A 13,880-nucleotide genomic window follows, 5' to 3' on the forward strand; every position below is an offset into this window, starting at 1 on the left:
TCAGCCAAGGTATGATTCTATCAGCCGAGCACGGCGACCAACTGACTCTCCTTACTGTGGACGAAAAAGTGCCAAATGGAAGTTTGATTGGGTAGAGAATTTGCAGCCTATTATTTCAATTGCTAACATTCGTGTTAATCTCATCTAATATAAAGCCCCCAGCAAGCTTATTTTGCTGGGGGTTCTTTTGATCGAATGAGACGATTGGTAGAAAATAGAGGAAGAGAAGGGGGCCCTAACCTTCTGGAAATTCATGGTTCAAGATTATGAAATAGCATTACTACCTGTCTTATACTAAGGGAAAAGAAGAATTTGTTAGAGTAGCTTTCCTCAGTTGATGTGGATTAAGGTACATGGTATTTCTTTATAGAAGAAAGTTTTTTTCTGAAAATCTTGTAAAAATGTGTTAGATATGATAAACTGATAAAAAAGTAAAGAGGTTTGTTTTATGATTAATGCTTATAAAAATTTTGTCAAAGGCTATTGGGATTTTTCTGGTCGCTCTACACGTTCTGAGTACTGGTGGATTTACCTAACCAATTTTATTCTTGCTGTTTTTTTGTACATGATAATTTACTCAACTGTAGTATCTAATCCAAACAGTATTGAGGCAATTGAAACAGTAAATTCCTTGACTAATTTTGGTATCATTTGGTTAGTCATCTTTTTCTTGCCTGGCTTAGCTCTAACCATTCGTCGTCTACGAGATGCTGGTTTTCACTGGGCTCTGATTTTTATCACTTTTATTCCTTGGGTAGGCTCAATTGCACTCCTTGTTTTGTTAGCTTTTCCAAGCAATAATATTGTAGAATTAGATGTTAAAACCGACCGAGAAACGCAGTAATTTAATGATTAAGCAAGAAAAATAGTATGCTTAGTCATTATGCTACTTGCATCAACTGTTTTTCTCGTACGATGGTGTTTGATAGTTGATTTCTGTTTTCTCTTTGTTGAGAGCTCAGCTTGCTCCATCATACTACATGCTGCTTCCAATTTTAGAAAATTAACCTATTTGTTAGAATAAAACACTCCTGAGTCTAGTTTTCTAGATTTTGACAGGAGTGTTTTTCTTTTATATTAGAGAGTTGCCAAGTGCTGTATTTATAGCTTATTACTCATTGTGTTCATCTGTTTGAGCTGGGTCATTGCTTGTGAAAGGAAGATTCTTAGTCAATTCGGATAGATTTTCCTTGACCTCTTGGACAAGTTTGCTAGGCTTCAGCAGATTGATGTCGTCTTTCCAAGACTGGTAGCGCATGTCTACCAGTAGTTTGGCGAGGCGCGTCAGCATATCCCGCTCCTCATCTGTGAGGGCGTTGGCATTTTCAAAAACAGCAAGGATTTTGTTGAAATTTTCCAGCTTGGTGAGGTCATTGATGGAGCTGATACCAGCATCCAGGATGAGGCCGAAAAAGAGGTCGAAAAAGTCTTTTAGTTCCTCATCAGAAACGCTATCTACCCAGTTTTTCAGAGTTTTATCTACTTGAAGGCTGTCTGGATTGAGGTTGTCCAGCAGGACAAAAGTCTGGTCAGCAATCTGCCAAGAGAAGGTATCGTGCTGGGCCAGACCGCCGATAGCTGTACTTTTGACAATCTGAGCATGCTTGGGCGTTTCGAGCATCATTCCGACGATAGAGCCCTGCGGAATGTAGCGCTTTATCTTGTCTGAAATAGTCTGGTAGCCTTGACTGGTGATGACCGAGTGATTCAGTCCAGGTGCATCATAGCTGTAAATGCTCTGAATTCGCTCTTGATATTCTGGCTCGATCTGACTAGCAGCGTAGGATGCTAGATTGCCTCCTTTTGAGTGGCCCGTCAGGATGAATTGACCAGGCAGAGCATCCATTGCTTTTCGCAGATAATTGACCGCCGTTTTTTGAGCTGGGACCTGATCCATATAGGTCATGTGGAAGTCCTCTTTCCAGCCGATAATGGAATCATCGGTTCCGCGGAAGGTCAGGATATAGCTATCGGGCTTGATTTTGAAAATCATAGCTGCAAACTGCTTTTGAACATCCGGGTCAATGTCATTGACATAGCCCATGAGTTTGATATTTTTAAAGCGGGTGGAGCTGGCTGCTTTTTCTAAAAGTTTCAGCCGATTTTTAGTCACCAACATGGATAAATCCTGAGGCACCTTTTCAGCAGCTTCAAACAAGCGGCAAGTACAATCAGGGGACATCTGATCAGATACAATCTGGTCAAAAGGCAGATAAGTTATTTCCGTCAGCATCAGCATATCCAGTTCATTAAAGGGGGTCTCGTAGATACTATCGTAAGCTACTTGGTCTAGGTAATCAAAAATTATTCCCATATTTATCTCCAATATTCTATCTTCTTCCAGTATAGCATAAGTGGGGCAGGTTGTCAGAAGCAAAGAGAGCAGCAATAGAAGTTTGAATGATTTGTCAGTTTCTTACCTCATTTCTTGAAAATTTCTGAAAATAAGCTGAGTCTCAAACTAAAAAAGTCTCTGTGATTTGAAGGAGAATTTGATATAATAGCAGTAAGAAAAATGAGTGAGGAAATGGAATGCACAAGATTTTACTGGTCGAGGATGATGCGGTCATCCGTCAAATGATCAAAAAAATGCTGGAGCAATGGGGCTATCAGGTTGTGGCGATTGAAGACTTCATGCAGGTTTTGACGACCTTTGTCAAGGAGGAGCCCCAACTGGTGCTGATGGATATTGGTCTGCCCCTCTTTAACGGCTACCATTGGTGCCAGGAAATTCGGAAGATTTCGACGGTGCCGATTATGTTTCTGTCTTCGCGTGACCAGTCTATGGATATCGTCATGGCCATTAATATGGGCGCAGATGACTATGTGACCAAGCCTTTTGACAATAACGTCTTTCTGGCCAAGGTTCAAGGCCTGCTGCGACGTTCGTATGAGTTTGGGACGGATCAAAGCCTTTTGGAATATCAGGGTGTGATTTTAAATCTTAAATCCATGGATTTGGTTTATGGGGGCGAGCTTGTAACGCTGACTAAGAATGAATTTCAGATTTTGCGGGTGCTCTTTGAGCATTCTGGTAGCATCGTGGCGCGTGATGACTTGATGAAGGAGCTCTGGAACAGCGATTTCTTTATTGATGACAATACCTTGTCCGTCAATGTTGCCCGCCTGCGCAAGAAGTTGGAGGAGCACGGTCTGAAGCATTTCATTGAGACGAAAAAAGGGATAGGGTACGGTTTAACCAATGGACATGCAGGATAAATTTTTCTTTTTGAAGCATCATCTGTATTCCCGTCGCTTCATCTTGTTACTCTTACTGATTGTATTTTCAATTATGGGGATGTTTGCCTTTATTTTCGAGGATGGGCGCAGTCTGCTAGAGTATCAGCTGCTCTTAGCCTTTCTCCTCGCTAGCTTTTTCTTGGGAATGGATCTAGCTAGTGCCTATAAGGAATATCGTAACCAGCTCTTTTATGCCTCAGGTCGGCCTCAGACAGCCTTAGAGGCTCTCATTTTTGAGAAACTGGCTCTGTTGGAAATGGATAAGAAGAACCGTGCGATTGAGGAGAGGGAGAAGCTAAATGACCTGATGGACTATTATACGCTCTGGGCTCATCAGATTAAGACGCCTATTGCAGCTAGTTCATTGCTGGTCGGAGAGATTGAGGACAAGAAGGTCAAGAACCAGCTGGAGCAAGAGCTCTTTAAGATCGAGTCCTATGTCAATATCGTCTTGCAGTATCTCCGTCTGGAGAGTTTCCACGAGGATTTGGTCTTGAAAAAGGAAAATGTTGAAGACTTGGTCAAGGAGATTGTCAAGAAGTATGCGATTTTCTTTATCCAAAAGGGCTTGAGCCTCAATCTGCATGATCTGGACCGAACCATCATCACAGATAAAAAGTGGTTTGTCGTTATTTTGGAGCAAGTGCTGTCAAATAGTCTGAAATACACCAGTCAAGGCGGGATTGAAATTTATTTTCAGGAGGATACGCTTTATATCAAAGACAGCGGTTTGGGCATTCAGGATGCGGATTTGCTGCGGGTTTTCGAGCGAGGTTTTTCGGGCTATAATGGTCGTTTGACCCAGCAATCGTCTGGCTTGGGACTTTATCTGTCCAAGAAAATCGCAGATGAGCTGGGGCATCAGATTAGTATCGCTTCGCAGGTCGGCCAGGGAACAACTGTCATGATTAGCTTTTCAGAGAAGAAGATGATATTTGAATAAGGCATTCTTACAAATTTGTAAGGTTGGCCAGTGAAATTGAAAGGTTAGGTTATGGTACCGACCTTTCTTTTTTTGTAAGATAGATGTATAAAGAAGACAAGGAGATATGAAATGAAAACAAGAGAATTGAATGCTTTCCAACTCAAGCTTTTCATGGCCTTTTTAATGGTTTTTGATCATATTGGTAAGATTCCAGGGCTTTTGCCGACGGGCTGGGACGGGATTTTTCACCTGCTGACCCGCTGTGTAGCTGCTTGGTTTGCTTTTAGCGCAGTAGAAGGCTTTCTGCATACGCGCAACCGCTTGGCCTACAATGCACGCTTGTTTATCTGGGCGGCTATTATGCAGCTGGGCAATACCATCTTGACCATGCTCTTTCATAGCAAGGGGATTCATCTTGAGAATAATATCTTTCTCAGCTTAGCCTGTGGCGTTCTGGTGCTCAATCTTGTATTTGGTCTCTCCAAAAATAGTGAAGAGATTATGGATGAGAAACGCTATTTGCGGATTGGAGCGGCAGTCTTAATTGGTTTGGCAGGAGTTTTTTTGACAGAAGGCGGCATGACCATTATTCCTTTGATGCTGCTTAGCTATATCTTCCGCAATCAGCCTGCTCTTAGAACTCTTTCTTACATGGTCTTGGCTTTTCTGCTCTTTTGCCTAAGCATTGAAATTTACCCAACCATGGGAGCGACCCTTTCGATGATGCTCTACAATTCAGACTGGGCCTTTATTACCGTCTTGCCCTTCCTCCATCTCTACAATGGCGAGCGAGGCTATAATGGTAAGTGGGGCAAGTATTTCTTCTATGTCTTTTACCCAGCCCATCTCTGGATTATCGCACTAATTGCTTATCTGGTACAGATATAAAAATATTGGCATTTAAAAATTAGTAAAATATGGAAATAAAGCTGTTTCTGTATTAAAATGGAATTATAGAAAAGGAGATCATGATGACCTTATTAGATGTACAACACGTGAAAAAGATTTATAAGACTCGCTTTCAGGGTAGCCAAGTAGAGGCCTTGAAAGACATTCACTTTACGGTAGAAAAAGGTGAATATGTCGCCATCATGGGGGAGTCAGGCTCTGGGAAATCCACCCTGCTCAACATCCTAGCCATGCTGGACAAGCCGACTGAGGGCCGCGTCTTTCTCAATGGAACTGACACGGCTACCATCAAGAATAGCCAAGCATCCAGCTTCCGCCGAGAGAAATTAGGCTTTGTCTTTCAAGATTTCAATCTGCTGGATACCCTGTCGGTCAAGGATAATATCCTCTTGCCTTTGGTGCTTTCTCGCCGTCCTATTACCGAGATGATGCAAAAGCTGGTTGCCACCTGCAATGAGTTGGGGATTAACAAGCTACAAGAGAAGTTTCCTTATGAAATTTCTGGTGGTCAGAAGCAGCGGGTGGCAGTTGCTCGCGCTATTATCACTGAGCCTGAGATTTTACTGGCGGATGAGCCAACAGGAGCCTTGGATTCTAAGTCTTCGGCTGCTCTCCTAGATGTCTTTGACGATATCAACGACCGCGGCCAAACCATTCTCATGGTGACCCACTCGACTTCAGCGGCTAGTCGCGCTAAACGGGTACTTTTTATCAAGGACGGGATTCTTTACAATCAAATTTTCCGCGGCAACAAGACCGAGCGGCAGATGTTCCAAGAGATTTCTGATACTCTGACAGTTATGGCAAGTGAGGTGGGCAACTATGTTCAAACTAACGAGTAAACTGGCTTTATCAAATCTGATCAAAAATCGCAGTTTGTATTATCCATTTGCCTTGGCGACGGTACTGGCAACAGCGATTTTGTATAGTTTTATCTCACTGGCTCACAGTCCAAATATGGAGACCTCTTATGGTGGTACAGCAGCTCGCATGACCTTGCAATTTGGTATCCAGGTCATTCAGATTGCCGTCCTCATCCTTATCACCTATGCCAATAGCTTTGTCATGAAGAACCGTTCGCGGGAGCTCGGTGTTTATAGTGTGTTGGGGATGGAAAAGCGTCACCTGCTGCTTATGACCTTCTTTGAACTCTGTGTCTTTTATCTAGCTACAGTTGGTCTAGGTATCTTGTCTGGTCTAGCTTTAGATAAGATGCTCTACGCCGTTCTTTTGAAATTGATGGGAATGCCGGCCGTTCTTGCCTCGACCTTCCAATGGCAGAATGTTTGGATGACTCTAGTCAGTCTAGGTGTCGCTTTTGCGGTGATTTTGTTGCTCAACTCTACCCGCCTTCTACGCTATAGTTCTCTTAACCTAATGAAAGAAAAGAAAGCAGGCGAGAAGAAGGGACGCTTCCTTTGGGTGCAAACCTTGCTGGGGCTCCTGCTCATGGGTGTGGCTTATTATATGGCTTTGACCGTTACCAAACCTGTCGCTGCTATCGGTAATTTCTTTATAGCCGTGATTATGGTTATCCTAGCAACTTATCTTCTTTTTAATGCAGGTTCGATTACACTCTTGCAATTTCTCAAAAAGAGAAAAAGCTACTATTATAAGACCCAAAATTTCATTTCTGTTTCCAATCTTATCTCACGGATGCGTAAAAATGCAGCAGGATTGGCAACTATTTCCATCTTGTCCACCATGCTCCTCGTGACTCTGGTTGGTACAATCAATATCTATGTTGGAGGTCAGGATTATATTACCACCTTGCATCCAAAGGATTACAATGTTAGCGTCGTCCTGCCGACATCAACTGATCAGACGGAAGCTCTGTTGGACAAGGTCCAGCAAGTCGCTCAGGAAACAGGGCTGAAGAAGCCAAGCTATACTACCTATCTCTATCAATCAGCCTTCATCATGAAATTAGCTGGTAATGATATGACAGTTCCAATGCAAAGCGAGCTGGATTCGGATCCAAGTATCTTGACCAAGTCTGCTGGCACGATTACGGTCATCAATCGTCAGGATTATGAAAAAATGACAGGGAAAAAGATAGACTTGGCAGATGATGAAACTCTTGTCTATGGAAAAAATGTTTCCTTAAATAAGGACAAGCCACTCCGAGTAAATGGCAAGGATTGGAAGATTAAGCAGATTTTACCATCGAATTTCACACATGGGGAAATCCCTAATCCAAACGACGTTGCCATGGAGCAGGGCATCTATATGGTTGTCAATGATAGTAAAGAAGTTGGGCTAAATGTTGCACACTATTACTACATTGGAGTTGCTTCAGATACTAAAGGCAGTAAAAAGTTTGTCGAGCAAGTCCAGCTGGCGTTGAGAGATACTTTGGATCAAGAACAGGCCCAAGATGGTAGCTACGCAATGGCCAGTGACCGTCATAGCGCAGAAAAGAGCTATCAGGAACTTACTGGAACCTTGCTCTTCATCGGTGTTTTCCTCTCTGTTATCTTCCTTCTAGGAGCTGTTCTTGTGATTTACTACAAGCAAATCTCTGAAGGCTATGAAGACCGCGATGGCTTTATTATCTTACAAAAAGTTGGTTTAGATGAAAAGCAGACTAGAAGTACCATTCGCAAGCAGATTTTGACTGTTTTCTTCCTACCTCTCATCTTTGCTTTTCTACATATAGCAGCAGTCTTTCATATGCTGCGTTTGATAGTTGCCCTATTGGGTGTGACCAATCTTCCTCTTTTAATCCAGACAACACTTGTAACTTGCGGCGTCTTCCTCCTGACCTATATTTTAGTATTCTTACTAACTTCTCGCAGTTACCGCAAGATTGTCGCTCGCTAATAAGTTTCCCTGACCCTTGGTCGGGGATTTTTTGGTGTCTGGATTTTTACCTCTCATCTCCCTCATTTTACCGCTTGTCCAAAAAGCCGAGATTTTTCAAAAAAGACTTGCTATCATAGTCTCAGAAGTTAAGGACAGGAGAAAAGATCATGTTAGTCCAAGTAAAAAATCTTACCAAAGTTTATGGAGACAAGGTAGCAGTTAACGGTCTGAATTTAGAAATTGAGGCAGGTAGTTTTACAGCAATTCTGGGTCCTAATGGAGCGGGCAAGTCGACAACGATTCAGATGTTGATTGGACTTTTGCAGCCGACATCAGGACAAATCATTTATGCAGAACAAACCAAGCTGGGCGTAGTCTTTCAAAATAGTGTGCTAGATGCCAATTTGACAGTAGTTGAAAATCTGCGAATCCGTGCCAAGCAGTACAAGCAGGTGGAAACTGGTAAGATTGAGCAATTGATCGAGCAACTGGGGCTGACTAGTTTTGCTAAACAACGCTACGGGACGCTTTCTGGTGGACAAAAGCGTCGGGTAGACATTGCCCGAGCCCTGCTCAATAGTCCCGACCTACTTTTTCTGGATGAGCCGACGACAGGCTTGGATATCCAGACTAGAGAAAGCATCTGGAAGCTGCTCAAAGACTTGCAACAGAAGGAAAAGATGACTGTAGTTTTGACCACTCACTATCTCAATGAAGCTGATGATGCGGATAAGATTTATATCGTAGACCATGGCCAAGTCATTGCGCAAGGCTCTGCTGACCAGATCAAGGAGCGCTATGCCCGCAATGTTTTGCGGATTCTGACCCCAGATTCAGAGGGCTTGAAGGCTGTTTTGTCGACTAGCTGCGAATGGGAGCAAGGCAAGGAGAATGAGTTTTTCTTTTATCCAGAGACGACCCAAGAAGCGCTGATGTTGCTGAGCCAGCTTGGCTCCTATATTGAACAATTTGAATTTCAAGCAGGAACGATGGATGATGCCTTTATGGCTCTGACAGGAAGAGAGGTACGTTAAATGTTAATGTTGATCAAACGAAATTTTTTACTCTATTTTCGCAATCATAGTGGGATGATCCTATCTCTCTTTGGCGCCATTATTCCCTTTGTTTTATATCTGGTTTTCCTAAAGAACAACATGAAAGGCTCTTGGTCAGACAGTAGCCATGCGGCGGAACTGCTCGACTTTTGGTTGATTAGCGGAACGCTGGCGGTCACCGCCTTGACAACCACCCTATCAGCTTTTTCACAACAGACCGAAGACCAAGAAAGAAAGGTGACCGCTGACCTCTTTATCACAGATTTGGGGCAATGGGGCTTGCGGTTTAGCTACTTAATCAGTGCCCTTGTGATTGGTTTTGTCATGCAGGTCTTCATGTTTGCTGTCATGCTGACCTACTTTATTCTAGCAGACAAGATTTCCTTTGAGTGGGCGCTGCTTCCTCAGCTGGTCTGCCTCATGCTACTCAATAGCTTGCTGGCTAGTCTCCTCAATGCGCTAGTTGTTCCTTATTTCAAATCGGTAAATTCCTTAGGGCAATATGCGACGGTCATCGGTGCGGCCTCTGGTTTTCTAGTAGGGACCTATATTCCGATTGGGACTCTGCCTAGCCTTGCCCAAAATCTCATGAAACTGACTCCCTCAACCTACATGACTTCCCTTTTCAGACAGGTCCTGATGAAGGATTCTCTGACTGAAGTTTTTGCGGACCAGAGTCAGCTCCAGCAAGAATTTGAGAAGCTCCTAGGTATCCGTATCGAATGGCAAAAACTCTTGACAAGCCAAGAAACATACTATATAGTTGGAGTAGTGCTCACGGTAGCAGCCCTGTTCTGGCTAGGTCAAAATTGGCTGCTGAATCGACGGATGAGCTTCAAGTAAAGAAAGTAGGAGGCCTAGGTTTGCAGACAAGATTTGAAGAAGATGCTCAGATTTCTTCCCAAGACCCGCTGGTCGTCGTGAAAGCGGATCAGCTGGCTGGCGAGGCCAAGGTCGTCCTAGACTATCTGGAAAACTTCAAGGTTGGTCCAAGTGGCGTCCTGCCTATTAAGTCGGACGATAAGTTGGTCATGCTCAAGACAGAGGATATTATCTTAGCCGATATCAATCAGACAACCCTTATGATTTACAGTACTGAGGGCGTTTACACAACGACAGAAACGCTGACTCGCTTTCAAAATCGTCTCAATAGTCGCAATTTTATCCAGGTATCTCGCCACGCAGTCATTAACATCGATCATCTGGAATCCTTGTCGGATAGCTTTTCGGGTAATATGACTGCTAAGCTGACCAATCAGCTCAAAACCGATGTCAGCCGCCGTTATGTCAAGCTGCTTATGGACTATTTGGGAATTTAGGAGGAAAATAATGACCTTTAAAAAAATTCTGATCGGCATGCAGGATGGTCTGAGAACAGGTAGCTTGGTCTTTCTGCTGGTAGGCCTGTTCTCAGGAAAAACATTTTTGTTGACTCCTAGCTCTATTCTCAGTGTCCTCCTTGTCAGCGCCTTGATTGGAGTAGCAAGCTATATCTTTGATGCGACAGATCGCTTTCCATTTCCTTTCCTAATTTTCTGCCACTTTGTAGTGACAGCGACCATCGTTTGTCTAGCTGTGATCTGCAACGGCTGGGGGACCATGCTTTTCGGCTGGTTCTTCTGGCTAAACTTTGTTTTGATTTACCTCTTGGTTTGGTTTCTTATCTCCGTTGATTCGATGATCAAAACCAAGAAAATCAACGAGGCCTTGAAAAATCGTAGAAAACACTAATGTATCCAAGATGCAAGCAAGTTTTATCAAGAACTTGTTTGTTTTTTTGTTTAACAAAGGAGCTATTATATCAAACTGCCGTCTTCCTTCCAAAGTACGATTTCCGCTTTTCTTGACAAAGATTTTTAAAGTGGTATAATTTGAATGAATATAAAATTTGATTCATTCATAAAAGGAGAAGATCATGGACAAAAAAGCTGAATTATTGGCTGAGGCTAGGCAGGTGTTTGCTGAGAAGGGCTATAAAAAGACGAATATTTCAGATATTACCAAGCGTGCCCGCATGGCTGTTGGCTCCTTTTATAAGTACTATGAGTCCAAGGAAGCTATTTTTTTAGAGGTTTATGTAGCTGAGAATAACCGCATACGTGAGGAAACCATGCAGCGCGTGGATTGGCAGGGTGAGCCAGAGGCAGTCGTAGAACAGCTTTTTGCCGTCACTTTTGAGTTGATTTCGCCTAATAAAATTTTGGCTGAGTGGACCAAGCCGGGCATTTCTCAGATCTTGCACGACTACTATAATCAGGATGCTGGCCGCGCGGCCAATGCCTTTCACCAGTTTCTGATTCGGACTTTCAGCCAGCGTTTGCAGGAGAAGGGCTTTTCACAGGAGGAAGTCGCCCAAATCATGAAGGCTTATGATTTGATCTACTACATTGACATGCATGTGACAGAGCAGGATTTTCCAGGCTATTTTGAGAGTATCGAGACCTTGGTGAAATATTTTTTAAAGGGAGTTTTTTCTAAATAAGAATTTCCTTTTCTTGGAAGATGATGTGAATGAATTTATAAGAATATTCATTTAGATAAGGAGGTGGATTTGTGTGATATAGAGTGATGGATTAATTAAATTAGAGACAATGCTTGAATGAATAGTACATAACATTCATTCAAATAGAAAGTGAGGAAAATGATGATGAAACAAGGTGGAAATCTATTGAGTGGAAGGACTATTTTGGGAGTTTGCCTAGTTGCGATTGGTTTTTTGACCCTTGGTTATGGCGGGGTGGAATTTGGCTTTGACCTAAGTTTGGGATTTCAGTCTTTTCTGATTGGTGGTCTTATTTGTATCTTGGTTGGATTGCTTGTGATGCCAGGTGTAGCAGTAGCTGTCAAGCTGGTGGTCTTGGCCTTGACGGCGATCAGTATCTTGCTCTATATTCACAGTATGCCTGATTTGGCAATTCTCTTACAACTGATATCGGATGTAGTGGTTGTAGGCTTTGCTGCTTTTCTGGCAGTGCTTTTGTTGAGAAAGTAGGAGGAAAAAATGATTATAGTTTATGATTCAGTAACGGGTGTTGGGAAGCAATTTGCAGAATCGCTGGGCTATCCGACACAAAGTATCAAGGAAAAGTTGGAAGAGCCTTGTATTCTGATCACGCGAAATGCTGGGGCTGGGAAAATTCCCTGGTCCACTAAGCGCTTTATTAAGAAACATTCAAGCTTGATTAAGGGTTTTGTCAATAATGGAGATTCGGTGAAGCATGGACGGACCTTCTGTGGGGCGACAGCTTTGATTATCGAAAAATATGGGCTGCCGCATATCTGCGATATTGACCGAGGTGGCAAGGAAGAAGACATCAAACTTGTACAGGAATACCTGGCTAAACTCTAAGAGCGGATGATTTATATGATAAATATATGGGAAAAGGATGGGTGATAATGACTCATCCTTTTTAAGATGACAAAAATGTAAGTTTAAAGTTTAAAATGAAAGGTTATTCGATGGTAGTGGGACGTGGAATTTTATATCATATAGGTGTAAGGAAAAACAAATCACAAATAATATCCAAATAAAAGGAGGCCCACTATGAAAACAAATCTCTTCAACCATAAACAAAAAACGCAAATGGCGCAAAAGATTTCTAAGGAAGAAATCGAAAAAACTAGACTGGGCTGTGCATCAAGCCAGTATTATTTCTGGTTACAATATAGTCATTAAGAAGCAGATGCAGTGAAGGGGCTGGAGAGTGGGACAGAAATCGGTAATTGCTTAGAATTCGATTTCGTCGTCCCACCCCCGCACAGTTGAATAGGGCTGTAAAAGCTGATGAAAGCAGCGTAGTAGAGCCAACTCAACCACTGCGTCTTGCTCAACAATCTAAAGACAATTGAGAGGCTAGGCCTTTTTCCCCAGTCCCACCACCTTTTTGCTCAAATAGAACTGAAAGTTTAGGGAGGCAAACTGGGAAAGTAACCCAAATCATACAGCCCTTTCCCTCTAATGAACATCAGGTTTTTCCATAACTGGAAAAACGCTAAGTGACAAAAATGTAAGATTCGAGTCCAAAATGAAAGATTAGCTTATGGAAACTTATCGGGCTTTTCGGTATGATAATAGTATCGTTTTTAGTTTGCTTTCAGTAGGAGGCAGTGGCTCAGGTAATCTTGGAGCAGAGCCAGCTAATAAAGCATTGGAAGCTAAGTTAAATAACCATTTTACACATAAATAAAAAAAGAGGTTCAAGTATGACATTATTAGATGTACAACACGTGAAAAAGATTTATAAGACTCGCTTTCAGGGTAGCCAAGTAGAGGCCTTGAAAGACATTCACTTTACGGTAGAAAAAGGTGAATATGTCGCCATCATGGGGGAGTCAGGCTCTGGGAAATCCACCCTGCTCAACATCCTAGCCATGCTGGACAAGCCAACTGAGGGCCGCGTCTTTCTCAACGGAACTGACACGGCAACCATCAAAAACAGCCAGGCTTCCAGCTTCCGTCGGGAGAAATTAGGCTTTGTCTTTCAGGACTTCAACCTGCTGGATACCCTGTCGGTCAAGGATAATATCCTCCTACCTCTGGTCCTTTCTCGTCGTCCTATTACCGAGATGATGCAAAAGCTGGTCACCACCTGTAATGAGCTGGGAATTAACAAACTTCAAGAGAAGTTTCCTTATGAAATTTCCGGTGGTCAGAAGCAGCGGGTGGCAGTTGCTCGCGCTATCATCACAGAGCCTGAGATTTTACTGGCGGATGAGCCGACAGGAGCCTTGGATTCCAAGTCTTCGGCTGCTCTCCTGGATGTCTTTGATGACATCAACGACCGCGGTCAAACCATTCTCATGGTAACTCACTCGACCTCGGCAGCCAGTCGGGCCAAGCGGGTGCTCTTTATCAAGGACGGGATTCTCTACAATCAAATCTTCCGTGGCAACAAGACCGAGCGGCAGATGTTCCAAGAGATTTCCGATACTCTGACAGTTATGGC

At 43.0% G+C, this 13,880-nt stretch carries 16 protein-coding genes; 15 read left to right on the forward strand and 1 reads right to left on the reverse strand.

Features of this window, described 5'->3' with window-relative positions; translation table 11 throughout:
- The first annotated feature begins 448 nt into the window (after positions 1–448).
- Positions 449–844, forward strand: coding sequence for a DUF805 domain-containing protein (locus tag Q0191_RS05815; RefSeq protein ID WP_297664664.1), 396 nt, complete (start codon positions 449–451; stop codon positions 842–844).
- A gap of 267 nt (positions 845–1,111) precedes the next feature.
- Here Q0191_RS05815 and Q0191_RS05820 read toward each other — a convergent pair whose 3' ends face one another.
- Positions 1,112–2,314 (reverse strand): DUF2974 domain-containing protein, encoded by a 1,203-nt coding sequence (locus Q0191_RS05820; protein ID WP_297664666.1) that lies wholly within the window; start codon positions 2,312–2,314, stop codon positions 1,112–1,114.
- A gap of 218 nt (positions 2,315–2,532) precedes the next feature.
- Between Q0191_RS05820 and Q0191_RS05825 the strand changes: the two genes are divergently transcribed.
- The 14 genes from Q0191_RS05825 to Q0191_RS05890 all read left to right on the forward strand — a co-directional run.
- On the forward strand, positions 2,533–3,219 hold the full coding sequence (locus Q0191_RS05825; RefSeq protein ID WP_297664668.1) for a response regulator transcription factor: 687 nt from the start codon (positions 2,533–2,535) through the stop codon (positions 3,217–3,219).
- Complete coding sequence (locus Q0191_RS05830) at positions 3,203–4,183, forward strand: sensor histidine kinase (protein WP_297664670.1); 981 nt, start codon at positions 3,203–3,205, stop codon at positions 4,181–4,183. Before Q0191_RS05825 ends, Q0191_RS05830 begins: the two co-directional genes overlap by 17 nt.
- Before the next feature lie 111 nt (positions 4,184–4,294).
- The gene (locus Q0191_RS05835) at positions 4,295–5,053 is read left to right on the forward strand and encodes a TraX family protein (protein ID WP_297664672.1); all 759 of its coding nucleotides are present in this window, start codon (positions 4,295–4,297) and stop codon (positions 5,051–5,053) included.
- Between the two features lie 83 nt (positions 5,054–5,136).
- Complete coding sequence (locus tag Q0191_RS05840) at positions 5,137–5,916, forward strand: ABC transporter ATP-binding protein (protein ID WP_125382176.1); 780 nt, start codon at positions 5,137–5,139, stop codon at positions 5,914–5,916.
- Positions 5,897–7,897 (forward strand): ABC transporter permease, encoded by a 2,001-nt coding sequence (locus Q0191_RS05845; protein ID WP_297664676.1) that lies wholly within the window; start codon positions 5,897–5,899, stop codon positions 7,895–7,897. The genes Q0191_RS05840 and Q0191_RS05845 overlap by 20 nt, the downstream gene beginning before the upstream one ends.
- A gap of 149 nt (positions 7,898–8,046) precedes the next feature.
- The gene (locus Q0191_RS05850) at positions 8,047–8,913 is read left to right on the forward strand and encodes an ABC transporter ATP-binding protein (protein WP_297664678.1); all 867 of its coding nucleotides are present in this window, start codon (positions 8,047–8,049) and stop codon (positions 8,911–8,913) included.
- Positions 8,914–9,777, forward strand: a complete 864-nt coding sequence (locus tag Q0191_RS05855; protein WP_297664680.1) for an ABC transporter permease — start codon at positions 8,914–8,916, stop codon at positions 9,775–9,777.
- A gap of 20 nt (positions 9,778–9,797) precedes the next feature.
- Positions 9,798–10,253 carry a LytTR family DNA-binding domain-containing protein gene (locus tag Q0191_RS05860; RefSeq protein WP_297664682.1) on the forward strand — a complete coding sequence of 152 codons (456 nt, stop codon included), beginning with the start codon at positions 9,798–9,800 and terminating at the stop codon, positions 10,251–10,253.
- A gap of 10 nt (positions 10,254–10,263) precedes the next feature.
- Complete coding sequence (locus tag Q0191_RS05865) at positions 10,264–10,665, forward strand: DUF3021 domain-containing protein (protein ID WP_297664684.1); 402 nt, start codon at positions 10,264–10,266, stop codon at positions 10,663–10,665.
- Between the two features lie 184 nt (positions 10,666–10,849).
- Positions 10,850–11,416 (forward strand): TetR/AcrR family transcriptional regulator, encoded by a 567-nt coding sequence (locus Q0191_RS05870; RefSeq protein ID WP_297664686.1) that lies wholly within the window; start codon positions 10,850–10,852, stop codon positions 11,414–11,416.
- A 162-nt stretch (positions 11,417–11,578) separates the two neighbouring features.
- Positions 11,579–11,926 carry a hypothetical protein gene (locus tag Q0191_RS05875; RefSeq protein WP_367170196.1) on the forward strand — a complete coding sequence of 116 codons (348 nt, stop codon included), beginning with the start codon at positions 11,579–11,581 and terminating at the stop codon, positions 11,924–11,926.
- A gap of 9 nt (positions 11,927–11,935) precedes the next feature.
- Complete coding sequence (locus Q0191_RS05880; RefSeq protein ID WP_125382193.1) at positions 11,936–12,283, forward strand: class Ib ribonucleoside-diphosphate reductase assembly flavoprotein NrdI; 348 nt, start codon at positions 11,936–11,938, stop codon at positions 12,281–12,283.
- 195 nt (positions 12,284–12,478) lie between these two features.
- Positions 12,479–12,610, forward strand: a complete 132-nt coding sequence (locus Q0191_RS05885; RefSeq protein WP_005590956.1) for a hypothetical protein — start codon at positions 12,479–12,481, stop codon at positions 12,608–12,610.
- Positions 12,611–13,137: 527 nt separating this feature from the next.
- Positions 13,138–13,880: ABC transporter ATP-binding protein (locus tag Q0191_RS05890; protein ID WP_297664693.1), on the forward strand; the 743-nt coding region annotated here is incomplete at its 3' end.

The organism is uncultured Streptococcus sp., from assembly GCF_938036805.1.
In the GTDB taxonomy this organism is placed as follows: Bacteria; Bacillota; Bacilli; order Lactobacillales; family Streptococcaceae; genus Streptococcus.